The organism is Thalassospira lucentensis MCCC 1A00383 = DSM 14000, assembly GCF_000421265.1.
Taxonomy (GTDB): domain Bacteria; phylum Pseudomonadota; class Alphaproteobacteria; order Rhodospirillales; family Thalassospiraceae; genus Thalassospira; species Thalassospira lucentensis.
The window spans coordinates 98,609-124,318 of record NZ_ATWN01000002.1; the positions used below are offsets into that span (position 1 = coordinate 98,609).

The 25,710-nt window shown below is 54.3% G+C and carries 26 protein-coding genes; 18 read left to right on the forward strand and 8 right to left on the reverse strand.

Annotated elements, in window-relative coordinates:
• Positions 1 to 63: 63 nt before the first annotated feature.
• Both glcE and glcF read left to right on the forward strand, forming a co-directional pair.
• A complete protein-coding gene (glcE, locus tag K355_RS0104565; protein ID WP_022730930.1) occupies positions 64 to 1,314 on the forward strand; it encodes a glycolate oxidase subunit GlcE in 1,251 nt (416 codons plus the stop codon).
• Complete coding sequence (gene glcF / locus K355_RS0104570) at positions 1,314 to 2,633, forward strand: glycolate oxidase subunit GlcF (protein ID WP_022730931.1); 1,320 nt, start codon at positions 1,314 to 1,316, stop codon at positions 2,631 to 2,633. The genes glcE and glcF overlap by 1 nt, the downstream gene beginning before the upstream one ends.
• Before the next feature lie 123 nt (positions 2,634 to 2,756).
• Here the strand turns inward: glcF and K355_RS0104575 are convergent, their stop codons facing one another.
• Positions 2,757 to 3,056, reverse strand: coding sequence for a hypothetical protein (locus K355_RS0104575; protein ID WP_022730932.1), 300 nt, complete (start codon positions 3,054 to 3,056; stop codon positions 2,757 to 2,759).
• A 416-nt stretch (positions 3,057 to 3,472) separates the two neighbouring features.
• Between K355_RS0104575 and K355_RS0104580 the strand changes: the two genes are divergently transcribed.
• The 6 genes from K355_RS0104580 (at position 3,473) to phoB (ending at position 9,628) form a co-directional block, all read left to right on the forward strand.
• Entirely contained in the window at positions 3,473 to 4,504 is a 1,032-nt protein-coding gene (locus K355_RS0104580; RefSeq protein WP_022730933.1) for a PstS family phosphate ABC transporter substrate-binding protein, read from the forward strand.
• Between the two features lie 135 nt (positions 4,505 to 4,639).
• On the forward strand, positions 4,640 to 6,019 hold the full coding sequence (pstC, locus tag K355_RS0104585) for a phosphate ABC transporter permease subunit PstC (RefSeq protein ID WP_022730934.1): 1,380 nt from the start codon (positions 4,640 to 4,642) through the stop codon (positions 6,017 to 6,019).
• Positions 6,012 to 7,361 (forward strand): phosphate ABC transporter permease PstA, encoded by a 1,350-nt coding sequence (gene pstA, locus K355_RS0104590; protein ID WP_022730935.1) that lies wholly within the window; start codon positions 6,012 to 6,014, stop codon positions 7,359 to 7,361. Before pstC ends, pstA begins: the two co-directional genes overlap by 8 nt.
• Before the next feature lies 1 nt (position 7,362).
• Positions 7,363 to 8,166, forward strand: a complete 804-nt coding sequence (gene pstB, locus K355_RS0104595) for a phosphate ABC transporter ATP-binding protein PstB (RefSeq protein ID WP_028791331.1) — start codon at positions 7,363 to 7,365, stop codon at positions 8,164 to 8,166.
• A gap of 23 nt (positions 8,167 to 8,189) precedes the next feature.
• Positions 8,190 to 8,912 (forward strand): phosphate signaling complex protein PhoU, encoded by a 723-nt coding sequence (gene phoU / locus K355_RS0104600; RefSeq protein WP_022730937.1) that lies wholly within the window; start codon positions 8,190 to 8,192, stop codon positions 8,910 to 8,912.
• Between the two features lie 17 nt (positions 8,913 to 8,929).
• Complete coding sequence (phoB, locus tag K355_RS0104605) at positions 8,930 to 9,628, forward strand: phosphate regulon transcriptional regulator PhoB (RefSeq protein ID WP_022730938.1); 699 nt, start codon at positions 8,930 to 8,932, stop codon at positions 9,626 to 9,628.
• A 68-nt stretch (positions 9,629 to 9,696) separates the two neighbouring features.
• Here phoB and K355_RS23115 read toward each other — a convergent pair whose 3' ends face one another.
• The gene (locus K355_RS23115) at positions 9,697 to 11,478 is read right to left on the reverse strand and encodes a cation:proton antiporter domain-containing protein (protein WP_022730939.1); all 1,782 of its coding nucleotides are present in this window, start codon (positions 11,476 to 11,478) and stop codon (positions 9,697 to 9,699) included.
• A 310-nt stretch (positions 11,479 to 11,788) separates the two neighbouring features.
• Between K355_RS23115 and K355_RS0104615 the strand changes: the two genes are divergently transcribed.
• The 4 genes from K355_RS0104615 to uvrC all read left to right on the forward strand — a co-directional run bounded on the left by K355_RS0104615 (position 11,789) and on the right by uvrC (position 16,536).
• On the forward strand, positions 11,789 to 12,751 hold the full coding sequence (locus tag K355_RS0104615; RefSeq protein WP_022730940.1) for a calcium/sodium antiporter: 963 nt from the start codon (positions 11,789 to 11,791) through the stop codon (positions 12,749 to 12,751).
• Positions 12,752 to 12,845: 94 nt separating this feature from the next.
• Entirely contained in the window at positions 12,846 to 13,616 is a 771-nt protein-coding gene (locus tag K355_RS0104620) for an SDR family oxidoreductase (RefSeq protein WP_022730941.1), read from the forward strand.
• A 57-nt stretch (positions 13,617 to 13,673) separates the two neighbouring features.
• Positions 13,674 to 14,159 carry a dihydroneopterin aldolase gene (gene folB, locus K355_RS0104625; protein WP_022730942.1) on the forward strand — a complete coding sequence of 162 codons (486 nt, stop codon included), beginning with the start codon at positions 13,674 to 13,676 and terminating at the stop codon, positions 14,157 to 14,159.
• Between the two features lie 463 nt (positions 14,160 to 14,622).
• A complete protein-coding gene (gene uvrC / locus K355_RS0104630) occupies positions 14,623 to 16,536 on the forward strand; it encodes an excinuclease ABC subunit UvrC (RefSeq protein ID WP_373964426.1) in 1,914 nt (637 codons plus the stop codon).
• A 17-nt stretch (positions 16,537 to 16,553) separates the two neighbouring features.
• On the opposite strand, the gene K355_RS0104635 is transcribed toward uvrC, so the two are convergent.
• Complete coding sequence (locus tag K355_RS0104635) at positions 16,554 to 16,862, reverse strand: type II toxin-antitoxin system RelE/ParE family toxin (protein WP_022730944.1); 309 nt, start codon at positions 16,860 to 16,862, stop codon at positions 16,554 to 16,556.
• Positions 16,855 to 17,088 carry a type II toxin-antitoxin system ParD family antitoxin gene (locus tag K355_RS0104640; RefSeq protein WP_022730945.1) on the reverse strand — a complete coding sequence of 78 codons (234 nt, stop codon included), beginning with the start codon at positions 17,086 to 17,088 and terminating at the stop codon, positions 16,855 to 16,857. The genes K355_RS0104635 and K355_RS0104640 overlap by 8 nt, the downstream gene beginning before the upstream one ends.
• Positions 17,089 to 17,330: 242 nt before the next feature.
• Here K355_RS0104640 and pgsA point away from each other — a divergent pair, with 242 nt between their 5' ends.
• Together pgsA and K355_RS0104650 are read left to right on the forward strand one after the other, a co-directional pair.
• Complete coding sequence (pgsA, locus tag K355_RS0104645) at positions 17,331 to 17,882, forward strand: CDP-diacylglycerol--glycerol-3-phosphate 3-phosphatidyltransferase (protein WP_022730946.1); 552 nt, start codon at positions 17,331 to 17,333, stop codon at positions 17,880 to 17,882.
• 28 nt (positions 17,883 to 17,910) lie between these two features.
• Complete coding sequence (locus tag K355_RS0104650; RefSeq protein ID WP_022730947.1) at positions 17,911 to 18,366, forward strand: molybdenum cofactor biosynthesis protein MoaE; 456 nt, start codon at positions 17,911 to 17,913, stop codon at positions 18,364 to 18,366.
• 16 nt (positions 18,367 to 18,382) lie between these two features.
• Here K355_RS0104650 and K355_RS0104655 read toward each other — a convergent pair whose 3' ends face one another.
• The 4 genes from K355_RS0104655 to metX form a co-directional block, all read right to left on the reverse strand.
• The gene (locus K355_RS0104655) at positions 18,383 to 18,670 is read right to left on the reverse strand and encodes a hypothetical protein (protein WP_022730948.1); all 288 of its coding nucleotides are present in this window, start codon (positions 18,668 to 18,670) and stop codon (positions 18,383 to 18,385) included.
• A gap of 13 nt (positions 18,671 to 18,683) precedes the next feature.
• Positions 18,684 to 19,529 carry a hypothetical protein gene (locus K355_RS0104660; RefSeq protein ID WP_022730949.1) on the reverse strand — a complete coding sequence of 282 codons (846 nt, stop codon included), beginning with the start codon at positions 19,527 to 19,529 and terminating at the stop codon, positions 18,684 to 18,686.
• A 120-nt stretch (positions 19,530 to 19,649) separates the two neighbouring features.
• Positions 19,650 to 20,303 carry a methionine biosynthesis protein MetW gene (metW, locus tag K355_RS0104665; protein WP_022730950.1) on the reverse strand — a complete coding sequence of 218 codons (654 nt, stop codon included), beginning with the start codon at positions 20,301 to 20,303 and terminating at the stop codon, positions 19,650 to 19,652.
• A gap of 4 nt (positions 20,304 to 20,307) precedes the next feature.
• Complete coding sequence (metX, locus tag K355_RS0104670) at positions 20,308 to 21,468, reverse strand: homoserine O-acetyltransferase MetX (protein WP_022730951.1); 1,161 nt, start codon at positions 21,466 to 21,468, stop codon at positions 20,308 to 20,310.
• 177 nt (positions 21,469 to 21,645) lie between these two features.
• Between metX and K355_RS0104675 the strand changes: the two genes are divergently transcribed.
• The 4 genes from K355_RS0104675 to K355_RS0104690 all read left to right on the forward strand — a co-directional run bounded on the left by K355_RS0104675 (position 21,646) and on the right by K355_RS0104690 (position 25,654).
• Complete coding sequence (locus tag K355_RS0104675) at positions 21,646 to 22,539, forward strand: chorismate mutase (protein ID WP_022730952.1); 894 nt, start codon at positions 21,646 to 21,648, stop codon at positions 22,537 to 22,539.
• 52 nt (positions 22,540 to 22,591) lie between these two features.
• The gene (hisC, locus tag K355_RS0104680) at positions 22,592 to 23,689 is read left to right on the forward strand and encodes a histidinol-phosphate transaminase (RefSeq protein ID WP_022730953.1); all 1,098 of its coding nucleotides are present in this window, start codon (positions 22,592 to 22,594) and stop codon (positions 23,687 to 23,689) included.
• A 1-nt stretch (position 23,690) separates the two neighbouring features.
• A complete protein-coding gene (locus tag K355_RS0104685) occupies positions 23,691 to 24,656 on the forward strand; it encodes a prephenate/arogenate dehydrogenase family protein (RefSeq protein WP_022730954.1) in 966 nt (321 codons plus the stop codon).
• Between the two features lie 116 nt (positions 24,657 to 24,772).
• The gene (locus K355_RS0104690; protein ID WP_022730955.1) at positions 24,773 to 25,654 is read left to right on the forward strand and encodes a DMT family transporter; all 882 of its coding nucleotides are present in this window, start codon (positions 24,773 to 24,775) and stop codon (positions 25,652 to 25,654) included.
• The last annotated feature ends 56 nt before the right edge of the window (positions 25,655 to 25,710 follow it).

Sequence of the window (25,710 nt, forward strand, 5' to 3'; positions counted from 1 at the left end):
AAGGTTGGCCAACCGGTTCCCGCAACCCCGATTGGCACAGCTCAGGAGAGGAAGAGAGATATTATGGTGGATGTACTTTCCCCCACCACGCCTGATCAACTGCGTGACGCGGTTGGCTGGGCGCTTGGGTCCAAGACCCCGCTTGAGGTCATCGGATCAGGCAGCAAGCGCGCCTTTGGCCATGCTGTTTTGGCCGACACGGTTCTCGATTGCTCCAAACTGTCGGGCATTCTGTTCTATGAGCCGGAAGAATTGGTGATTTCTGCGCGTGTTGGTACGCCATTGGCCGAAATAAAGGCCGCCTTGGCCGAGAAAAATCAGCAATTCCATTTTGAGCCCGGAAATTTCCCGGCCCTATTGGGCGATGATGTTGTACCCGACGCCGGAACCATTGGTGGCCTTGTCGCAACCAATATGGCTGGATCACGCCGGATTAAGGTCGGGGCGGCGCGCGATCATCTGTTGGGGTTCGAAGCCGTTTCGGGCCGGGCCGAGGATTTTAAATCCGGGGGCCGGGTGATGAAAAATGTCACCGGGTTTGATTTGTCAAAACTGATGTCGGGATCGTTTGGCACATTGGGCGTCATGCATACGGTGAACTTGAAAGTCATGCCGTGCGATGAACAATCGGCCAGCATCCTCGTCACTTGCGACGACCCCAAGGTTGCCAATACGATCATGACTGCGGCCATGGGCAGCGAAAACGAAGTATCGGCGGCAGCATGGATTTCATCAGCTGATGTGCGATTGCTTGATATTCCGGTTGCCTCGGAATTTGGCGGCGGGCTGGTGGCCTTGCGGGTCGAAGGACCAAAACCATCGGTCTCCTGGCGGAGCGAGGCGCTTTGCACCGCACTTGGGCAGTATGGCGAAACCTATGAGCTGGCCGGAAGTTACAGTCAGCGGCTTTGGCAATTTGTTGCCGATGTTAAGCCGTTTGTCTGCGCATCAGATAAACCAAACATGCTGTGGCGGGTATCAGTTCCGCCCGCGTCGGGCGGTGCGGTCGCCGAACGTTTGATGGATGTCACCGGGGGCCGGGTCATGATGGATTGGGCCGGTGGCCTGATCTGGCTGCAGATCACAGGATCAGATGCGATGGCACAGCAGGTGCGCGATATTGCCGGGGCTTCTGACGGGCAGGCGGTTCTTGTGCGTGCCCCGGCCAAAATGCGCGAAGGTATCGCCGTTTTCCATCCGGAAAACCCGGCATTGGGGCGGATCAATGCAAAGCTCAGACAGAATTTTGACCCGGAAGGTATCCTTAATCCGGGACGACTTTCCCCGCCGAGCGCAATCGGGGAGGGCGCGTAATGCAAACCAATTTTACCGCAGCCCAGCTTGAAAACCCGATGATCGCCGAAAGCGAACAGATCTTGCGTAAATGCGTGCATTGCGGGTTCTGCACGGCGACCTGTCCGACATTTGTCACCCTTGGTGATGAACTTGATAGCCCGCGTGGCCGCATTTATCTGATTAAGGATATGCTCGAAAACGACAAACCGGCGACCGACCGGGTGGTAAAGCACCTTGATCGCTGTTTGTCGTGCCTGTCGTGCACGACAACCTGTCCGTCAGGTGTCGATTATATGCACTTGATCGATAATGCCCGTGCCCACATCGAAGAAACCTATGACCGGCCCTTGGGTGATAAGCTTCTGCGTAAAATGTTGGCGATTGTCGTGCCCAGCCCGACCCTTTTCCGTCTGTCGATGATCGGCGCAAAATTTGCCGCCCCGTTTGCCAAACTGATGCCCGGCCGTCTTAAGGGCATGGTCAAGATGGGCGCGCGTTCACTGCCGACACCAAGCTGGGTGGATAAACCGCAAATCATCCCGGCCATTGGCAAACGCAAAGGCCGGGTTGCAATCCTGACCGGATGTGCGCAACAGGTTCTTGAAACCGAAATCAACGAGGCGACGGTGCGTCTCCTCACCCGCCTTGGGATTGAGGTCGTGGTTGCCAAGGGTGCTGGCTGTTGCGGCTCACTTGTCCATCACATGGGCAAGGAAGAAAAATCCCATCATCAGGCCAAGGGCAATATTGATGCATGGACCAATGAGCTGGCGGGTGACGGACTTGATGCGGTGGTGATTACCGCATCTGGCTGTGGCACGACGGTTAAGGATTATGGCCATATGCTTGCAAATGATCCGGCATATGCCCAAAAGGCCAAAACGATCTCGTCCCTTGCGCGTGATATCACCGAATATCTTGCCGAGCTTGATGTTGATGCAGATGTCTTTGCCAGGGCCGATCATGGCAATCCGCGGGTTGCCTATCATTCCGCCTGTTCGATGCAACATGGTCAGAAAATTACCCGCCCGCCGCGCGACCTTTTGAAAATGGCCGGATTTGACGTGGCCGAGATTGCCGAAGGGCACCTGTGCTGTGGCTCGGCCGGGGTTTATAACCTGCTGCAGCCCGAAATTGCCGGTCAGTTGCAGGAACGTAAACGGGCAAATATCCGCAACACCACCCCGGACCTTGTCGCAACCGGCAATATTGGCTGCATGATCCAGATCGAAACAGACGATCTGAAAGTCGTTCATACCGTCCAGTTGCTTGATTGGGCGGCAGGTGGCCCAAGACCGTCGAAGTTAAAAGCACCTTCGCTTCAAGGTGCCAACTAGCTTCGGTCTTTCCTGATGCACACATAAAGAAAGTCGGCTCACCCTTAACAGGGAGCCGACTTTCTTTTTAGGGGGGCTGTCACCACAGGCCATTAGCCTGACCGGCTTAAAAGCACGGTTGTATCAGGATTCTTTACCCAGCAAACTTTGCGCGATGCCTTCGGCCGCCGACCCTTCGGAGCTGTCTTCGGCGAATGCGGCGGTCTTGTCACGAATCCACTGCAACACCTCCGCCTCCTCGATATCGATTTTCTGGACGACCAGGCTGAGGATTGCCTCCATCGCCAGAACATGGGATGCGACATTGTTCACGGCCATATGCAATTCATCGATATGATGAGAAGCAGCTTGTGACATGTCGCCCAGTTCGCCCGACACCTTCTGGATCAGTTCCTGAATTTCATCGATTGAAGAATTGCTCATGTCTTTCTCCTGTGGTGTCGCGCTGGCATACGCCATGCGGCAAGAATGTTTTCCTGCCCCAAGACTTGCGTGGAATGCGCAATATGTAAAGTCATAGCTCGGAATTAACGCCCGCGTTGCCGCGACAGGGGATGGAAAACCATCGGGCTGCGATTGCTCTGTTACAGTTTTTGTAACGAAAATCCGTGTTTGGCTCGCTTGGGGCGTGAAAACGTGGAATCAACGCGGCGAAAATCCAAATCGAGATCAGTCTAATCAATTGATTTAATTATATAAAATTCAGTATTTTTGCATCCAAAATGCGTTGTCACATAAGCTTAATAAAAGCGACACAATACCGTAAGCACCCAGCGTTAGAGTCCGCCTCGCAGATCGTTGCACCGTTCCGAAGTGGAACAACCATTGGGGAATATACCATGAAGAAGACTCTTGCTGTTGCGGCGCTGATGAGCGTTGCCTTTGCTGGCGCTGCCCAGGCACGTGACCAGATTCGTATCGTTGGTTCGTCCACCGTTTTTCCTTTCGCAACCGCAGTTGCAGAAGAATTCGGTAAAACCACCTCTTTCAAGACTCCGGTTATTGAATCAACCGGTTCTGGCGGTGGTCTGAAGCTGTTCTGTGCCGGTGTTGGCGAACAGCATCCCGACATTACCAATGCTTCGCGTCGCATCAAGAAGTCCGAAGTTGAAAAATGTGCTGCTAACGGCATTTCGGAAATCACCGAAGTTAAAGTTGGCTATGACGGTATTGTTCTGTCGAACTCCAACGAAGCACCTGAACTTGACCTGACCAAAGAGCAGATCTTCCTTGCTCTTGCTAAAATCGTTCCGTCCAAAGACGGCAAGTCGCTTGTAGATAACTTCTACACCACTTGGTCGGAAATCGATCCGAGCCTGCCGGACGTTAAAATCGAAGTTCTCGGCCCGCCGCCGACCTCCGGTACCCGTGATGCTTTCACCGAGCTGGTACTTGAAGAAGCTTGCGACGAATTCCCAGCCATTGCTGCTCTGAAAGAGAGCAACTCTGATCAGCACAAAGCTGTTTGCGCTGGCGTTCGTGAAGACGGTGCCTACGTTGAAGCTGGCGAAAACGACAACCTGATCGTTCAGAAGCTTGAAGCCAACAAAGACGCACTTGGCATCTTTGGTTTCTCCTTCCTCGACCAGAATGGCGACAAACTTCAGGGTTCGATGATCAATGGCGTATCGCCGACCTTCGAAGCAATCTCTGCTGGTGATTACCCGGTTTCGCGTTCGCTTTACTTCTACGTAAAGAACGCACACGTCGGCACCATCCCGGGTATCGAAGAATACCTGGCTGAGTTCACCGCGGACAAAGCTTGGGGTGACGAAGGTTACCTTGCTGATCGTGGTCTGATCCCGATGGATGCAAAAGAGCGTGAAACAGTTCGTAACGCTGCGATGAATCTTTCGCCGCTGAGCATGTAACGTGATACTTCAACCGGTGGCGGCATGGGTCGCCATCGGTTTCTTTGTTTCCAGGCTTGATTAATTTATTGTTTTTGTCCTATTGGCCTTTCGATGTGATTTCTGCAGGCCCACCTGGCAAACGGATTTAAAGTAATGTCCCTGTCTTTCCTGTTGCTCGCGGTTGCCGCACTTTGTGCGCTGTCCTTTTATTTCGGGCGTCAGCGGGCGATTGCCCTTTCGGGCGGTCGGTACAGTAACCTTCATTCCTTGCCCGCCCATTACGGCATGTATGTCGCTTTGTGGTGTGGTCTTCCTGCATTGTTGCTGGTGGTTGTCTGGTACGTTTTTCAGGGGTCGATCATCGAAGCGATGATTGTCTCGGATCTACCAGCCGAAATCACGAGCAACACCGGGCAGCTTTCGCTTGCCCTTAACAGCATTTCACTGATTGCAGAGGGCAACGGACAACATTTGTCCGTCTCGCCCGAAATCATTGACGCCGGGCGGCGTCTGGCAAATTTGCAAACCATTGCCAATGCGGCACTGGTTGTTGTGATGCTTGCGGTTGCCACGACCGGGATTGCGCTGTCCTATCGCAAGATTGATCCCGACATGCGTGCGCGTAACAACGTTGAGCGTATTTCACGCTGGATCATGATCACCTGTTCGGCGATTGCGATCCTCTCAACGGTGGGAATTGTCTTTTCGCTTATGTTCGAAGCGATACATTTCTTTAGCAAAGTCAGCCCGCTTGAGTTTCTGTTCGGCCTTGAATGGAGCCCGCAAACCGCGATCCGTGCAGATCAGGTTGCATCGGACGGGGCCTTTGGCGCCATCCCGCTGTTTGTCGGGACGTTGCTGATTACCCTGATTGCGATGGCGGTGGCAGTGCCGGTTGGTCTGTTTTCAGCCATCTACATGGGGGAATATGCTTCCTCGAAATTCCGTGCGGTTGCCAAACCGGCCCTTGAAATCCTCGCAGGCGTTCCGACGGTTGTCTATGGCTTCTTTGCTGCCCTGACTGTTGCCCCGTTCCTGCGCGACAATGGCGCGATTCTTGGTCTTGATGTCAGTTCGGAAAGTGCGCTTGCTGCCGGTCTTGTGATGGGCGTCATGATCATTCCGTTCGTCTCCTCGCTGTCTGATGACGTGATGTCGCAGGTGCCACAATCGCTTCGCGATGGGTCATATGGGCTTGGTGCGACAAAATCGGAAACCATCCGTCACGTGATTTTCCCCGCAGCCTTGCCCGGTATTGTTGGTGCGGTTCTTCTGGCGGTGTCGCGTGCGATTGGTGAAACCATGATTGTGGTGATGGCGGCCGGGCTTGCCGCGAACATGACGGTCAATCCGCTGCAGGCGGTGACAACTGTGACCGTGCAGATCGTAACGCTTCTGGTCGGCGATCAGGAGTTTGACAGTGCAAAAACCCTGTCGGCCTTTGCGTTGGGGCTGGTTCTTTTCCTTGTCACCTTGGGCTTGAACGTATTTGCCCTTAAGGTTGTTCAGAAGTATCGCGAGAAATATGACTGATATGGCATCTCTTATGGAAGATAGAGCCGCGGCCAAGGTAATCTCGGACAATCTGCACAAGCCGGTTGACTGGGACAGCCCGAAAATTGCCCGTAACATCAAAAAACGTTACGCCGCAGAACGCCGCTTTAAAATGTATGGCCTGAGCGCAATCGCGCTTGCGCTTCTGGCATTGTTTGTTCTGGCCGGGTCGATCGGGTCAAAAGGCTACACCGCCTTTTTCCAGACCTATGTCCAGCTTGAAGTGACCTTTGACGCCGCCGAGATTGATCCTGACGGCACCGGTGATCCTGCGGTGATCGGCAAGGCCAACTTTGACGGCCTGATCAAACAGGCCCTGCGTGACCGGTTCCCCGACGTCACATCGCGTCAGGCAAAACGGGATCTATACGCAATTGTTTCGGGCGGGGCATCCTATGACCTGCGCGAACGTGTGATGGAAAACCCCGGCCTGATCGGCCAAACCCGTAAGGTCTGGCTGATTTCGGGCGATGATTTTGACATGCTCAACAAAGGCTACATCAGTGCCGATGTTGACGAAGGCAGCCGTCGTCTCAATGACGAGGAAATCGCCTGGTACGACAGCTTGAAATCGGACGGTGCGGTGGAAAAACAGTTCCACACCCGCTTCTTTACCAATGGCGATTCCCGTGAACCGGAACTGGCAGGCATCTGGGGGGCGGCTGTTGGCTCGCTCTATACCCTGATGGTGACCTTGGCTCTTTCCTTCCCGATCGGGGTGTTTGCGGCGGTTTATTTGGAAGAATTCGCACCGAAAAACCGCTTCACCACGATTGTTGAAGTCAATATCAACAACCTTGCAGCCGTGCCGTCGATTGTGTTTGGTCTGCTTGGTCTTGAGGTCTATCTCAATGTCATGCATCTGCCGCGTTCCGCCCCGGTTGTCGGTGGCTTGACGTTGGCGCTGATGACATTGCCGACAATTATTATTGCCTCGCGTGCCGCGATCAAGGCGGTGCCGCCGTCGATCCGTCAGGCCGCCCTTGGCCTTGGGGCATCCCCGGTTCAGACTGTCACCCATCATGTGTTGCCATTGGCAATGCCGGGCATCCTGACCGGGACGATCATTGGCATGGCGCAGGCTCTTGGTGAAACCGCACCGCTTTTGATGATTGGCATGGTTGCCTTTATTGTCGATATCCCGGGCGGGGCGCTGGACCCGGCAACGGTTCTGCCGGTGCAAATCTATCTCTGGGCCGATAGCCCGGAACGTGCCTTTGTCGAGAAAACCTCGGCGGCGATTATGGTGTTGCTGGCTTTCCTGGTTCTGATGAACGGATTTGCCGTGTATCTGCGCAAGAAATTTGAACGGAAGTGGTAAAATGGCTGTTGTATCTCAAAGCGCAATGACGGCACAGCCGTCCGTCGCAAGCCCAAAAATGACGGCACGTGACCTTAATCTTTCCTATGGCGACAATCAGGCGCTGTTTGATGTCAATCTTGACATCGTCGAACGTCAGGTCACCGCTCTGATCGGCCCGTCGGGCTGTGGTAAATCAACGTTCCTGCGCTGCATGAACCGCATGAACGATACGATTGACGGTGTTACCATCAAAGGCGAAGTTACCCTTGATGGTCGCGACATCTATGACAAACGCATCGACGTTGTTCAGTTGCGTGCGCGCATCGGGATGGTGTTTCAGAAGCCAAACCCGTTTCCGAAAACCATCTATGACAATGTGGCCTATGGCCCGCGGATCCATGGGTTGGTCAATTCGCGCGATGAGCTTGATCAAATCGTCATGACCTCGCTCGAACGTGCGGGCTTGCTTAAGGAAGTCAAAGATCGTCTTCAGTCGCCGGCAACCGGACTTTCCGGTGGTCAGCAACAGCGCCTGTGCATTGCACGCGCGGTTGCCGTCAGCCCGGAAGTCATCCTGATGGATGAGCCGTGCTCGGCACTTGATCCGATTGCGACCGCCAAGGTCGAAGAATTGATTGATGAATTGCGTTCGAACTACACGATCGTGATTGTGACCCACTCCATGCAGCAGGCTGCACGTGTGTCGCAACGCACGGCTTTCTTCCATCTTGGAAAGTTGGTTGAAGTTGGGGAAACCGATCAGATTTTCACCAACCCCAAAGACGAACGCACCAAGGGTTACATCACCGGCCGCTTCGGTTAAGCGCCCGCAGGAGAGTGATTTAAATGGCTGACGAAAAAACACATATCGTGAGTTCGTTCGACGAGGAACTGACCCGTCTGAACAACATCATCTCGCAGATGGGCGGGCTTGCGGAAAGCCAGCTGATTTCTGCGATCCGATCCATCGTCAAACGTGATTCCGAACTGGCTGAAAAGGTCATTATTTCCGATCACCGTATTGATGCACTTGAACAGGAAGTTCAGGATTTTGCTGTCCGTCTTCTGGCCCTGCGTCAGCCGATGGCAGACGACCTGCGTCAGGTCGTAACGACATTGAAACTGTCAAACGATCTGGAACGGATTGGCGATCTTGCGAAAAACATCGCCAAGCGCGCTCAGGTCCTTAATCAGATCCCGCCGATCCGCCCGGTTCAGGTCATCCCGAACATGGCCCGTCTGGCACAGGAAATCATCAAGGACGTTCTCGACGCCTATATCGAAGGCGATGCGGAAAAGGCACAGCGTGTCTGGGCCCGCGATCAGGAAGTCGATGACATGTACAATTCGCTGTTCCGCGAATTGCTGACCTACATGATGGAAGACCCGCGCAATATTACCGCATCGACGCACATGCTGTTCATTGCCAAAAACATCGAACGTATTGGCGACCATGCGACCAATATCGCCGAGACGATTTACTATCGGATCAAAGGCGAAGACCTGCCGACAGATGGTCGGCCAAAAAACGATGCAGCAAACTTTGCTGTTGTCGAACCGAATGAGTGACACTGGAGCATAGGAAGATGGACCCAACGGTTCTAATCGTCGAGGACGAAGCCGCAATCGTGACCATGTTGCGCTACAACCTCGAACGCGAGGGGATGCAGGTTGTCGAAGCCGGGGACGGTGACGAAGCGTTGAAAATCATGGCCGAAACCCATGTTGATCTGGTTCTGCTGGACTGGATGTTGCCGGTCATGTCGGGGATCGAGGTCTGCCGTCAGATCCGCCGTAAACCTGAAAGCCGCGATGTGCCGGTGATCATGGTGACCGCGCGCGGTGAAGAAGGCGATCGCATTCGCGGCCTTGATACCGGGGCTGATGACTATGTCACCAAACCGTTTGCCATTGGTGAATTGCTGGCCCGTATTCGTGCGCTGTTGCGCCGGTCCGGTCCGGCGCAACCACAAGGGCAGTTGATCTATTCCGATATCGAAATGGATCTTGCCGCCCACCGTGTCAGCCGCAATGGCAAGGCCATCCATCTGGGTCCGACGGAATTCCGTTTGCTGCGCTATTTCCTTGAGCATCCGGGCCGGGTTTTCTCACGCGAACAACTGCTTAACGCTGTCTGGGGCCCGAACATTTATGTCGAAACCCGCACAGTTGATGTCCATATCCGCCGTCTGCGTAAGGCGCTTAATGACGTCAAAGGGACCCGCGACATCATCCGCACCGTGCGTGCAGCGGGCTATGCACTGGATTCAGAAACCGCTGCGTAGTTCACCCAAACCTGTTTTTGCGACCTGAAGATAGAAACCCCCATCGCGTTTTGCGTGGGGGTTTTGGTTTATTTGCCGTCTTTTTTGGCTTTTGGTGTCTTGGGGCCAGATCCAGACGCAGGCTTAGCCGAGCCTGCCGCTTCGGCCTTGCGGCGCTGCGTACGGGGTGCCAGCTCATTCATCAGCAACATGTCTGCACGCCGGAACTTGGCGATTTCGGCATCAATTTCTTCTTGCGGCACATCACAGGCCGCCAACACATGATCTGAAAGTCGCAACCCGGTTTCAAGCACCTCTGGAATGGCGGCATCCGCCCCACTGCGCGACAGTGGCCCGATATGGGTAATGTCCTGTGCGCGGGCAAATATTTTCAAATGCGGATAGTAATGACGGAGCAGGGCAACGGCTTTTTCGGTCGCATGCGGGTTCCCCAGGGCAACGACCGCAATTTTTGCTTCGTCTGTGTGCGCAGCCCGGAATGTTTCCGGTCGTGACCCATCGGCAAAATACACCGGCAATCCTTCGGCCCGCCCGCGTGAAACCTGCAAGGCGTCGCTATCAATAACCACATAGGGAATGTTGCGGGTTTTTAACAATCTCGCCAAAACCCGCCCGACACGTCCGCACCCGATGACCAGAACATGCTGCTGGAAACCCTCGGTTTCGGTTTCAATCGGGCCAAGTTGGTCGTCTTCTTTGGGATGAAGTTTTTCTTCAATGCGTTGCCCGACGGTCATTAATGTCGGGGTCAGCGCCATCGAAAGCGCCACCACCGGGATCATCACCGCGACAAGGTCGGGGGCAATCGCGCCATTTTGTGCCGCCAGTGCCAACATGACAAAGGCAAACTCGCCGCCTGCGGCCAAACTCATGCCAACACGCAACGCCGACCCTTTTTCAAAGCGTGCCATCAATGCCAGAACGAATAAAAGCGCGGTCTTTGTCCCAATCAGCGCAATCAGCCAAATGACAATGGTGCCAAACTGGGTAAACACAATATCGGCATTGACCGACATGCCCACCGACATGAAAAATAGCGACAGGAAAACACCGCGAAACGGGGTGATGTCGGCCTCGATCTGATGGCGAAATTCGGTCTCAGCCAGCATCACACCGGCGATAAACGCGCCAAGCGCCATCGAAAGTCCGGCAACTTCGGTGAGCGTGCTGGCGGCCAGAACAACAAACAATGTGCCAATGGCAAACAGTTCCGGGTTCTTAAGAAGCGCGATATAGCGAAACAGGCGCGGCAACAAATAGCGCCCGACCAGCAATAAAACACAAACCGCCCCAATCCCGGTCAGAATGCTGACCCACGGGCTGGTTTCGGTTCCAGCATCCCCTGCGGCCTGCACCATGATCAGGAACGGGCCAACCGCCACATCCTGTATCAGCAAAATGGCAAGGGCCGCCCGGCCAAACTTTGTATGGAGCTGCCTGTCATCAGAAAGCTGTTTTAAAATGATCGCGGTCGATGATAAGGCCAGCGCGCCGGCAATCACCACCGCACTGGGCACGCTAAAGCCAAGGACGGCCAACCCGGCAAACAGCACCGCCATCGAGACGCCAATTTGAAACAGGCCAAGCACGGCAAACCGCCCGCCAATCACGCGCAGACGTTCGCGCGACAGCTCAAGCCCGATCATGAACAACAAAAACACAACGCCAAGTTCGGCGACCGTCGCAATGTCCTGACGCTCATTGATCAGTCCGAACCCGAACGGGCCGATGCAAAAACCGCCAATCAGAAATCCGATGATGGAATTTGCCCGCAACCGATGGGCAAGCGGCACGGCGATCACCGCCGCCGTCAGAATCAGGAAAAGCTCGAACAGAACGCCGTGATGCATGGTTTGATTGGGTCCAACACGCGGTTAAATATATGAAATTACCAAGAATACCAGAATAGCGAAAATAACCCCGCACGTCTCATGGAAATCTGATCGACAGGTGGCGGGCCCCGCACAACAGCAGAATGCGTGACATTGATGGCTTTGATGCATGGGGGCGTGATTGTTGTGACAATTGTCATGCCCTGATGACTTGCCATTCATCTTGCGGAATGCCATGTTCCGCGGGCCCAGATGGGCCTGAATTGGATGGGCCTCAATTACCAGATGGGCCCGAATTAACGATATAATCAATACGAGCAAACACATCTTGGAACAGTTGATCCCTTATCTTCAGATTGTCGCCGGTCTTGTCCTTTTGACCGCGGGTGGCGAATTCATCGTTCGGGGCGCGGTTGGCCTTGCCCTTTTGATGGGGGTGTCCAAGGTTATTGTCGGTTTGACTATCGTGGCGGCGGGCACGTCCGCGCCGGAATTTGTTGTATCGCTGAACGCATCGCTCAAAGGTACTGCCGATATCGCGATGGGGAATGTGGTTGGATCAAATATCGCCAATATATTGCTGATCCTGGGGGCCGTGGCCTTGCTTAAACCTATTGCAGCAGGCCGTGTAACGGTTGTGCGCGATGGTGGGGCGATGTTGCTGGGCACGCTCTTGTTTATCGGGCTGTGCATGTTTGGCGTGATTGAACGCTGGGCCGGGGCGGTGATGCTGTGTGTGTTGGTCGCGATCTGGTACTTCACCTATAAGCACGACAAAAACATGCCCAGCCACGCCAGTAACCTGCACGAAGAAGAGGTTGATGAAGTCGGCGAGGTGCCCTCAGGCTGGTTTAAGCCGATCATTGCAACCGTGATCGGGATTGTCGCCTTGATGTTTGGCGCGGAATGGCTGGTCGATGGTGGTGTGACAGTCGCCCGTGAGTTTGGTGTCTCCGAGGCGGTAATTGGCCTGACGCTTGTGGCTTTTGGCACATCCTTGCCCGAACTTGCCGCATCGATGGTTGCCGCATTCCGCGGGCATTCCGATGTTGCGCTTGGCAATGTGTTTGGCTCAAACCTGTTGAACCTTCTGGTGATCATTGGCGGCGTTTCGCTGATCACGCCGATACCGGTTCCGGCTCAAATCCTGTCGTCTGACCTTTGGATCATGCTGGCGGTGACGGTTGCGCTTTTGCTGGTGACTTTTGCGTTCCGCAAACTGTCGCGCAGTGCCGGTGTGGTTTTCGTGATCGCCTATTTTGTCTATGTCTTCCAGCTGGTCGCGGCGTAAAAGATGGGTGGGGTGCGGTATTGGCCCCCAAAAACATGCGATGCAAAATAACGATGCCATGAAGTTTGATGTGCCATAACGGGGCGATGCCAGAATGACGGATCATGTGCCAAAAACTGTATTGATTACCGGTGCCGCCAAACGCATTGGCCGCGCACTCGCACTTGATCTGGCGAACAACGGCTATGACATTGCGCTGCATTGCCATCATTCGCGTAAAGATGCCGAACATCTGGCCGATGAAATCCGCTCCCTTGGGCAACGCGCCTGCGTGATCTCTGCTGATCTTTCCAACGAGGATGATACCCATCGCATCCTGCGCGAAGCCAAGGCCGCCCTTGGACCGATTGGCATTCTGATCAATAACGCATCGACCTTTGAATATGACGACGTCAAAAGTGCAACGCGCGAAGGATGGGACCTTCATATGGAAGCCAACCTGCGTGCACCCTTTGTCCTAAGTCAGCAATTTGCCAAACGCCTGCCAGACGATTGTCAGGGGCTGATCATCAATATGATTGATCAACGGGTGTGGAATCTTAATCCGCATTTCATGACCTATACCCTGTCTAAAGCAGGTCTTTGGACCTTGACCCAGACCATGGCACTGGCTTTGGCGCCAAAAATACGTGTCAATGCCATCGGACCGGGCCCGGCATTGCCTAGTACCCGACAAACACAGGAAGTTTTCGATCAGCAATGTGCGAAAACACCCCTGAAAGTTGGGACAAACCCGCAAGAGATTTGCGACGCGGTTCGATTTTTCCTTGCCGCGCCGGCCATCACCGGGCAAATGTTAGCCCTTGACGGCGGGCAGCATCTTGATTGGGCGCCCAGTGGCGACGATGACACGCCAGAAGAATGATGTCGGATGCGGATCTGACATCTGGCCGCAGATAGCAGCACAAGGAAGACCGGAAATATGACCGCAGGCCTCAAACAGGACGCCAAGATTACCACGTTGCCCTTTGCGGATTTGTCCCATACGGACCTCCGCCAAACGGACTTGCCGGGCACAGACGTGCCCGATACAGACTTGGCTGTCAGCCTGCGCCGCGTTTTTGTGCGCGATATGGTGATGCATACCTCGATCGGGGTCTATGATCACGAAAAGGAAGCCCCCCAACGTGTGCGGATCAACCTTGATCTGGCTGTGCTCGAAGGCGACGGGGTGCAGAATGATGATATTTCCACCGTTCTGAGCTACGAAGATCTTGTCGTTGGCACCCGACGTATTTGTCAGGATGGTCATGTGAACCTTGTGGAAACACTTGGGGAAAAGCTGGCCGACATGTGCCTTGCCGACAGACGCGTGCGCAAGGTGATCGTTCGGGTTGAAAAGCTCGACGTCTTTGAAGACGTAAGCGCGGTCGGTGTCGAAATCGAACGCCATAATATCGCCCGCTGATAACAGCCCCGATCAGGCAAAAAATTTACTTTTTCACAAACTGCGACCATGGGACTCTGTGATTCCTCTAGGGCGAATCGTGTTTGTCCTTATGCACAAGCATTTGGCAGGTTGGAATCAAAGGGAAATATTCATTTTTTACGACTCTATTACCGAATGATTTCAGGTTGACAGTTTTTTTATTGTTTTAAAACAAATACTTAGTTGATTTGCCCAATATTTGGGCACTTCATAGAACGTTAAGACTCTCAAGGGGTGCAGACAATAGCCCCCGCATTACCCACATAGTTATCCACAGTCTTGGTGGACATCTTTTTTCCGGCGCGATTCCCTCTGTGCCTGTTGCGATGTTAATCTTTTCGGCTATGTTCGAAACGCCTGACGAACTGTGACAGCCGTCACAACTTTGGATGTATTTTCCTGACTTCGGAGACCCTTGATGAAGCCACCTGTTTCCTCCGACATGCCCGGCGGGGATGACGCCCCGAAACGGGAAATCGGATTGTCGCTTGATGGTGACACGCTCGAAGGTGGGGCCGCACGGGGTGTGGAGGCGATCAAGAATGCGCTTAAAACCATGCCGGGATCGGCGGGCGTTTACCGCATGCTTGATGACAAGGATCGCGTTCTTTACGTCGGCAAGGCCAAGAACCTTAAAAAACGGGTGGTGTCCTATACCCGCATCATGCAGGTGCCGCTGCGCATCGCCCGGATGATTGCCCAGACGGTGCGGATGGAAATCATCACCACCCATACCGAGGCCGAAGCCCTTCTTCTTGAATCCAACCTGATCAAGAAACTCAAACCGCGCTACAACATCCTTTTGCGCGACGACAAAAGCTTCCCCTATATCCTGATCACCGAGCTCCATGACTATCCGCGCATCGTGAAACACCGTGGCGCACGTGCCAAGGACGGCAGTTGCTTTGGCCCGTTTGCCTCCGCATGGGCGGTTAACAACACCATCAACCATTTGCAGCGCGCCTTTTTGCTGCGCTCCTGCACTGATGCGGTGTTTTCCAATCGGTCGCGCCCCTGTTTACTCTATCAAATCAAACGCTGCTCGGCGCCGTGTGTGGACCGGATTTCCAAGCCGGACTATGACGGGCTTGTTGATATCTGCCGCGACTTTCTGACGGGCCGCAGCCAGAATATCGTCAAGCAGCTTGAATCTGACATGCTTGCCGCGTCGGAAAAGATGGATTTTGAACAGGCGGCCATGTACCGCGACCGTATCCGTGCGCTCAGCCAAATCAGATCGCATCAGGACATCAACCTCGAAGGTGTCGAAGAGGCCGACGTCATTGCTCTGCATCACGAAGGCGGGCAAAGCTGCGTTCAGGTGTTCTTTTTCCGATCCGGCTCGAACTATGGCAACCGGTCGTACTTCCCGCGCCATGAACAGTCGGCTGAAGTTCCTGAAATCCTGTCGGCCTTTGTCGGGCAGTTCTATGCCGATAAACCTGCCCCCAAACAGATTTTCCTGTCGCACGAGATCGAAGGTCAGGAATTGGTGCAAACCGCCCTTGGCGTCAATAATGACCGCAAGATTGAACTGCTCGTGCCCAAGCGCGGCGGTAAGCGCAAGCTGGTCGAACATGCCATGACCAATGCCAAGGATGCCTTGGGGCGGCGCATGGCCGAAAGTGCGACCCAGCGCAAATTGCTTGAAGATTTGGCCGATAAACTGGATCTGGAAAATACGCCCGAACGGATCGAAGTGTACGATAACAGCCATATCCAGGGCACCAATATGGTTGGCGGCATGATTGCGGCCGGGCCAGAAGGCTTCATTAAAAACGCCTATCGCAAATTCAACATCAAGGGCGACATTGCGCCGGGCGATGACTTTGCCATGATGCGCGAAGTCCTGACCCGCCGCTTTGCGCGTGCACAAAAGGATGACCCGGACCGCGAAAACGGCACATGGCCGGACCTGTGTCTGATCGATGGCGGCTTAGGGCAGCTAGGCGTTGCCAAGGCCGTGCTTGAAGACCTCGGTATCGAAGACGTCATGCTGGTCGGTGTCGCCAAGGGTGTGGACCGCAATGCCGGTAAGGAAGTGCTGCACATTCCGGGCAAGGCCCCTGTGCGCCTTGATATGAAAGACCCGGTTTTGTACTTCATCCAGCGCCTGCGCGACGAAGCCCACCGCTGGGCCATTGGCACCCACCGTGCGAAACGCGCCAAACAAATCGGCAAAAGCGTTCTCGATTCGGTGCCCGGTGTTGGCGGGGCACGCAAAAAGGCACTGCTCCACCATTTCGGGTCTGCACGCGGTGTCGCCGATGCGGGCCTTTCAGACCTTGAAGCGGTCGGCGGCATCAGTGCCGCCTTGGCCCGAAAGATTTATGATCATTTTCATGGGGAAAATTGATAAAGCGGGTTTGCGCTTTATTTGCGGTTCGTTGCGGCGATATGGCGCGATGAATCCATAGCATCATGTAGGACGCGGACAACGAAAATGCCGCTCTCTTCAATCAGATAATAGATCATATGGCGTCCATGATGATGGCTGTGCATGCCAGGATGAAGCACCCCTGCATCACGTCCGATGTAAGGGGATGTGGCAAGATTGTTCAGACAATCACGCAATGACAGGAAATAACCCTCTGCCTGTTGCGCTCCGAATGTTTCATAGGAATAGATATAAATTCCTTCAAGGTCGGCGTCGGCCTTGTTGGACAGGACGTATTCAGCCATCCGTCAGATTCTTGTGGGCAGCGTCCATGATGTCTTCAACCGTGCGTGGGCTTTGTCCGCTGTTCAGGCCTTCTGTCAGGGCGCGTTGAAGCAGCTTCTGTTTACGTTGGTCCTGCCGGATCAGATCGCGGACATAGTCGCTGGAACTGGCGTACTCACCACTTTCAATCTGGGTTTCGACCCATTCGCGCATGGGATCGGGCAGGGAGACATTCATCGTTGCCATCGGACACTCCATTTTTAGCGGATGGCAAAATATGCCAAATATTGTCATTTTGGTCCATGACTGAATTCTGTAACGCTTCAAATACACGTGATTGGGCAGGCCGTAGTGCTTCTGTTTTATTGCAATTTAAGACGCCCCTTGTGATCCCGGCGCCAAGCCTTTAATAATTGCCCGGCTTCGGGGAGTGCAGACGCCTTAGAACCGGAAGTCATCGCCATAAATACCTGCAAACAGGCCTGTTCATGAAAAACCAGATCCCCAATCTGCTGACTTTGTCGCGCATCGTTGTGATCCCGGCATTGGTGGCATCATTTTACATTGATGGCCCGTTGGGTAACTGGTTGGGTTTTGTGTTGTTTGCCTTTGCCGGTATCACCGATTTCTTCGACGGGTATCTGGCGCGCAGCATGAATGTCGTGTCGCCGCTGGGGCGGTTCCTTGATCCGATTGCCGATAAGTTGCTGGTGGCCGCGGCCTTGATGATGATGGTGTCGTTTGAACGGATTGCCGGGTTTTCTGTGCTGCCGGCCGTGATCATCATGTGCCGCGAAATCATGGTATCGGGCCTGCGCGAACATCTGGCCGAACTCAAGGTGCCGCTGCCGGTCACGGTTCTGGCCAAATGGAAAACCACCGCCCAGATTCTGGCCATCGGGTTTCTTCTGGTCGGCGACGCATCGCCTGACATGATCCCGTCGGTCCTGATTGGAGATATCCTGCTGTGGATTGCCGGTATTGTGACGGTTCAGACCGGGTATCTGTATCTGCGGACCGGGCTTAAGCATCTCGACTAACACGAGACTGGATTAAAGGCAGGTCGCCATGACGCGTGTTTCCGTTCAGCAAGATGATTTTGATCCGGGCGCCGAACTTGCGGCCCTGACCGATGGTCGTACAGACATCGGGGCGGCGGTCAGCTTCGTCGGGCTGGTGCGTGACATTCATGGGGGTGACACCGTGTCCGCACTCACCCTTGATCATTATCCCGGCATGACCGAACGCGAACTTGAAAAGATCGCCGATGAAGCCGGTCATCGCTGGAAACTTGATGGTATTCGCATCGTGCACCGGTTTGGCCGGATGGAACCCGGCGAACGCATTGTTCTGGTGATCGCCCTGTCGGCACATCGCAGGGACGCGTTTGAGGCCTGCGATTTCGTGATGGATTTCCTTAAAACCCGGGCACCGTTCTGGAAACGCGAAGAAACCCAGAACGGTGAAAAATGGGTCAGCGCAAAGGCATCAGACGATGCCGATGCCGATCGCTGGAAACCCTAAGAACCTTTTTAAGTCCTCACAGCAAAAATTTGCTGACCAGACCGATGATCCCCGTGATGGCTGATTGCAGTTCGGCGGCATTGTTGATCTTTGCCCGCAGTCTGCTCATTTCCGCCAGATCGGCGTCAGTGACGGTCACAGATTGCGCAAGGTTGGCGGTTTGTAAGGCCACCAGTGCCGATTGCGCCTTTTGGACACTGTCTGACAGCACGATTTTCTGATTGATATCGGCCGCGTCATAGGCGGTTGCGATTTCGACGTAGGCCTTTTTGGATTGTTCGATCAGTTTGTCGAGGTTCGACATGGTTGATTTCCCCCTAATTGGTGGCGGTTTGGGCCAAGGCTGTGCCCTGCGTGATCAATTCCTGCGGGCTCATTTTGTTGATGTCACCGGCCAGCGAAATGCCCTGTTCAACCGCACTTAAAAGCGATGCGACATCGAGTTTTGCGTAAGTGTCGATCTGGTTTTGCAGGCGGTTTCCAAGGGTGTTAGCGCTAACAAATTTGCGCAACGTATCGGTTTGCATCTGTTTTTCGGCCTCGGTCAAAGCCTGCCAATCCTGCCACCACAACTGATAGCGCAGCGTTCTGGCGTCCTGATCGTCATTCGTATTAGTACGTATCTCATTGAGCTTTGCAATCAGTGTGCTGCGCTTGGCCAGCAACTGCGGCGGGTTTTTGGTGAAATCGCCGGTGATGGTGGCAAGTTGCCCGCGCAGTTTTTCAAGGATCGGGCCTGATTGTGTGACGGCGGATGCGCCGAGTGCCGAGCCGGCTTCGATATTATCGAAAATCGCGACAAACTGCTGATATTGCGTGCGTAAACCCGACAGGGTGTCTTGCCATTGTCGTGCAACACTTGGATCAATTTTGGCCCCGTCCGGGTCGATCAGGACATCAATGTTCGATGCCGATACCGTGCCGGTGAAGTCGGACATGTTGGTAACGAATTCATCGCGCTGTGCCGATGGGGCCCTGGAAAACGAGGAAAACTGCGCATCATAGGCCGTGCCATAGCTGTCAAAGGCGGCTTGGGTGGCGGTGCCAAACTGGGTGACCGACAGTTTCAGGGTTTCCGCCTTTTGCGAACAGGCGGCCAGGAAGCTGAGGGTGGCGACGATCAATGTCGTGCGGCAGATCTGGGAGAATTTTGAAGCTGTCATGTGGGCCCCGTCTGAAAAATGTGCCGTTGGCGGCGACAGGACTCAGACGGGGAAATGGGCAGTTTGTGACAGCCAGAAACACAAAACTGATTAGTCAAAAAAAGTGATTAATCGTCCGTATTATTTGCTCAGCATGAATAATGCCTGATTGCCAAAGAAATTGGCGAAACGCGAATGGCTATCGATGCTGACTTTCGAGCCGCTTTCATTGAGCACCATGGAGCGTTCGATCTTGACCCCCATGTCATCACACATGCCGACAAAGTCGCGCACGGTGCAAAAATGGATGTTGGGGGTTTCGTACCACATGATCGGCAAGTTGGGATTTTGCGGCATCCGCCCGCGAAACATCAGGTCAAACCGCGCACGCCAATGACCGAAATTGGGGAAGGAGACAATCGCCTTGTTGCCAATGCGCAGCAGTTCCGACAGCACTTCTTTGGGGCGGTGGGTGGCCTGTAGCGTCTGGCTGAGAATGGCGTAATCAAAGGCCCCGTCGGGATAATCGCCAAGATCTCGGTCCGCATCGCCCTGCATCACCGGCAATCCTTGGGCGACGCAATTGCGCACCCCTTCATTGGACAGTTCCAGGCCACGGCCATCAACTTTTTTGGTTCGCGTCAGATAGCCCAGAAGTTCACCGTCGCTGCACCCGATATCAAGAACCCGCGTTCCGGGTTCGACCATGTCGGCAATCAGTTGCAGATCAACACGGATGCGGTCGCTGTGCAGCGGGATTGAGGTGCTATTTATATTTGTATGAGGATTGTTCATGGCGTTATTTCAGCCCCCGGATTTCGGCGGCACCGTCGATGAAACCGCCGAGAACCATGTGGAAATCAGGTTCATCGAGTAGGAAGGCGTCATGGCCTTTGTCACTTTCGATTTCGACACAGCTGACATTGCAGGACGCGGCATTGAGCGCGTGGGCCAACTGGCGGCTTTCGGCGGTGGTAAAGCACCAGTCGCTTGAAAACGACACAATGCAGAACCGTGTTTTACTGCCCTTAAAGGCATCGGCCAGCCGCCCGTCGTAGTCAATCGACAGGTCAAAGTAATCCATCGCACGCGTGATATAGAGATAACTGTTGGCGTCAAACCGGTCGACGAAGCTTTTGCCCTGATGGCGCAAATAGCTTTCGACCTGAAAATCATGATCGAAGCTATAGGTGATCGACCCGCGATTTTGTAGTTTGCGGCCAAATTTACGGTGCAGGGCAGGCTGCGACAAATAGGTGATGTGCGCGGTCATGCGCGCCACGGCCAAACCGCGGGCGGGTTTTTTGTCTTCAAGCAAATAATTGCCCCCGCACCAGTCGGGATCGGCCATGACCGCCTGACGACCCACTTCGTGAAAGGCGATGTTTTGTGCGCTATGGCGGAAGGATGTCGCAATCGGGGCGGCGGCAAACACCCGCTCGGGGTAGCTTTTGCACCATTCGAGCACCTGCATGCCGCCCATTGAGCCGCCAATGACGGCAAACAGGCTGTCGATGCCAAGTGCGTCAATCAGCATGGTCTGGGCGCGCACCATATCGGCAATGGTGATCACCGGGAAATCAAGGCCCCACGGCTTGCTGGTTTCCGGATTGGTGTCCTTTGGCCCGGTACTGCCAAGGCAACCGCCAATGACGTTGGAGCAAATGACGAAATATTTCTCGGTATCAATGATTTTGCCGGGACCAACGATTTCAAGCCACCAGCCGTCCTTACCCGTAATCGGGTGAACTTCATCGGCAACATATTGATCGCCGGTCAGGGCATGGCAGACCAGAATGGCGTTGGATTTATCGGCGTTCAGTTCACCATAGGTCTGATAGGCAATTGTGAAGGGCCCAAATTCAACACCGCTATCAAGGCGCAACTTATCGGTTTCCCCCAACACCATGTGATGGCCGGGAAGCGGTGCGCGCTTATCTTTGCTGGCGGTGGTTGGCATGGACGTCGATTTTCCTTTGGTTGGTGTCATCCTTGTCGGCAAGGTATGACTTTAATCCTTACGATGAAGGAAATCAGTCTGTTCTAGCTAGGAATACGCCAAGGTTTAGTCAATCTTTTCTTTGCATTTCTGCGGCCCTGTCCTAATACTGTGCGCCGTTCAAAAGATGAGTGGATTATGGCGTTAGACAACGAAAATTTGGCAAATCTTGACCTTGATGGGCTGCGTGGCGAGATCGATGATATTGATCAGGCGCTGCAAGCGTTGATCATTCGCCGGACCAAGGTTGTGCAGGCGGTTGGCGCCTATAAGGACCGTGTGATTGCGGCGGGTGGCAAGGTAAAGGTGCCTTATCGTCCGGCGCGCGAAGCGCGTATTATGCGCACCCTTGTCGAACGTCATGACGGTGCCTTTCCCAAAACAGCGCTTATTCAAATCTGGCGCGAAATGATCGCGGCCGGTACGCGGCTTGAAGCACCTTATACCGTTGCACTTTGCCGCAATGCAGAAGGTCAGGATTGCTGGGAACTGGCACGGCTGAATTTCGGATGCCTCAACGAGATTGTCGAATTTGAGACCCCACGCGAAGCATATGGCGCACTTGAAGACGGTCGGGCGGCAGTCGGTGTGTTCCCCAAACCCGAATTTGGTGAGCCGATGCCGTGGTGGACGCTTTTGACCGAACAAAGTGCAGTCAGGGTTGTCTCCAAGCTGCCGTTTGGCGGATGCCCGGTTGGCCGCGGGGAGCAGACCGAGGGTTTTGTTCTGGCGGCAATTGATCTTGAAGACAGTGGTGATGACCGAACGCTGTTCGTGGTAAGCCTGTCAAAAGAGATTTCGATGGATACGGTGCGCAAAAAAATTGCGGATGGGATCGACGGTTCAGCAATCCTTGGCTTTTCTGACGAAATGGCGTCGGATCGGCGTTTTGTTCTTGTTGATGTGCCGGGATTCTTTTGTAATCGCGCCGATGCGTTTCAAGCCACACTGGCACAGCAGGGACTTAATCCCGAAAGCCTGCGTGTGGTCGGCGCCTATGCCGTGCCGATTTCGGAAGACGCACTGAGTTAAAATTCAGTGGTGGTTTGGATAAGCCACCACGTCCGTTGGGAGAATATACATAATGTCTGCGCCCACCCCACGCCCCGGTATTCTTGAAATTGCGCCCTATCAGGGTGGTAAATCCAGTGCCAACAGCACGCAGCGCGTGATCAAGCTGTCGTCAAACGAAGGCGCGCTTGGCCCGAGCCCCAAAGCCATGGAAGCGCTTCGTAATACCGCCAACCGCCTGCATCGTTATCCGGACGGCGGATGTGACTTGCTGCGCAAAAAGCTGGCTGAGAAATATGATCTTGAAATGGATCAGCTGGTCTGTGGTGCCGGGTCAGACGAGCTTTTGACTCTTTTGATCCGGGCCTATGCCGGACCGGGCGACGAAGTGCTGTATTCCCAGCATGGTTTCCTGATGTATCCGATTACCGCCAAGGGGGTTGGTGCTGTGCCGGTCGCGGCAGCTGAAACCAACATGACCACCAGTGTTGATTCGTTGCTGGCTGCGGTGACGGAAAAGACCAAGATTGTCTTTGTTGCCAATCCGAACAACCCGACGGGAACCTACATCACGGACGCGGAAATGAAGCGTCTGCGCGATGGTTTGCGCGAAGACATCGTTCTGGTGGTGGATGCGGCCTATGCCGAGTTTATGACCGGTCAGGAAGATTATTCAGCCGGTGAAGAACTTGTCCGTTCTGGCAACAACACGGTGATGACCCGGACATTTTCCAAGATTTATGGTCTTGGTGGTATTCGCCTTGGCTGGTGCTATGCCCCGGTCGAGATTGCCGATGTCTTGCAGCGTTTGCGCAACCCGTTCAACGTTTCCCTGCCAACGCAGGAAGCCGGTGTTGCCGCCCTTGACGATGATGACTTCGTCAATGATTGCGTGCGCCACAATGCCGAGACGCTGGCGTGGTTCCGTGACGAGATCAACGCAATTAGTGGCCTTACGGCACATCCGAGCTATGGCAACTTTGTCATGATCGAATTCCCGACAGAGGATGGCAAAAATACAGATGCCGCCAATGATTTCATGATGGCGCGCGGTGTGATCCCGCGCAAAATCGGTGCTTATGGCCTGCCGCAGATGTTGCGTGTTTCAATTGGCACGAAGGAAGAAATGGACATCTGCCTTCAGACCATCAAGGATTTTGTGAACGCTTAAAATGACCAAAACTGCATCCCAACCGTTGTTTAACACTGTCGCCTTTGTCGGTATGGGCCTGATCGGCTCGTCCATGGCACGCCGTATCAAGCGTGATGGCCTTGCCAACAAGATTACCTGTGCTGTGCGGTCCGAGGCGACCCGCGACCGGGTGCTTGAACTTGGTCTTGCCGATGAAGCCTATTGCGACATCAAGGACGCGGTTGGCGATGCTGATCTGGTGATGCTGTGCGCACCGCTTGGCGCCAACGAGGCGATTGGCGCACAGCTTTCAGGGGCCTTGAAAAAGGGGGCGATTGTTTCGGACGTCGGTTCGGTCAAACAATCTGTGATCCGTGACATTGCCCCGCAACTTGACGAAGGCGTGCATTTTGTTCCCGGTCACCCGTTGGCCGGGACCGAACATTCCGGCCCGGATTCCGGTTTTCCGGAACTGTTTGAAGAACGCTGGTGCATCTTAACGCCGATTCCGGGTGAAAGCGAAGATGCCGTTGCCAAGGTCACTGCCCTTTGGGAAGCGTGCGGAATGTATGTGGAACGCATGGATGCGGACCATCATGATCGCATTCTGGGGATTACGTCGCATCTGCCGCATTTGATTGCTTACACGATTGTTGGAACCGCGACCGATCTTGAAGATGCGCTGCGTCAGGAAGTGATCAAGTTTTCGGCGACTGGTTTTCGGGACTTTACCCGTATTGCCGCGTCCGATCCGACCATGTGGCGCGATGTGTTTTTGAACAATCGCGAGGCGGTTCTGGATGTTCTTGGGCGTTTTCAGGAAGACCTGATGGCGTTGCAACGTGCCATTCGCTGGGGCGAGGGCGACAAGCTGTTTGAGCTGTTTTCGCGCACCCGTGAAATCCGGCGCGGCATTGTTGATGCCGGGCAGTATTTTGCTAATTTCTCGGCCGAAGGTGAAGCGCGGCAAAGCGACGAGACGGGCAAGAAAAAGACGGATGAATAACTAGGGTCCTGACCCTAATTGGCGAATAATCAATGGATGACCTGTGTTGTGCAGGTCACCAGTCGGTTTGATGATGCGCCCCAAACTGCATCATGAACCGGACCAAGGGGATAGTCATGTCTGCCACCAGCCACCCGGCATTCGCACGGTTCATGCCGTTTGTGTTTGTGTTCCTGTGGAGCACGGGCTTTGTCGGCGCCAAATTTGGCCTGCCCTATGCCGATCCGTTCGTTTTCCTGTTTATCCGATTTGTCATCGTGCTGGTTTTGATGGTGCCGGTTGTCATCCTTATGGGGGCAAAATGGCCGAAAACCTGGCGCGAGGCGGTCCATATCGGGACCACGGGCGCGCTGGTTCACGGGCTGTATCTTGGCGGGGTGTTCTGGGCGATTGATACCGGCCTTCCAGCCGGGCTGGCGGCCTTGATTGTCGGGTTACAGCCGGTTGTCACCGCATCGGTCGTCGGGGCGATTTTGGGTGAACGGGTGTCGCTGCGCCAGTGGGGCGGTCTGGTGCTTGGCCTTGTCGGGGTGGCGCTTGTGCTGGTGCCCAAAATTGGTGACGGGGTTGGCATTACCGCATTTGGCATTGGGCTGGCGCTGGTTGCCCTGCTCGCCATGACAGCGGGCACCCTTTATCAAAAGCGCTTTTGCACTGGTATGGATCTTTTGAGTGGCACAGTCGTTCAATATGTTGCGGCCAGTCTTGTTGTCGGGGTGATTGCCCTGATCAAGGAGCCGTTGACGGTTGAATGGAGCATGGACTTCATTCTGGCGATGGCGTGGCTTGTTCTGGTGTTGTCGATTGGGGCCATCATGTTGTTGATGGTTTTGATCAAACAGGGCGAGGCCACCCGTGTTGCCAGCATGTTTTACCTTGTCCCGCCGACGGCTGCGATGTTTGCGTGGCTTCTGTTTGATGAACAGCTTGGTCTTTTGGGATTTGTCGGTTTCGGGGTTGCCGCACTCGGGGTGGCATTGGTGATGATCAAGCGTTAGGGTCCTGATCCGCGCTTCATGGCATGCGCGAACCCGAACATAGAAGACTTTTGGAG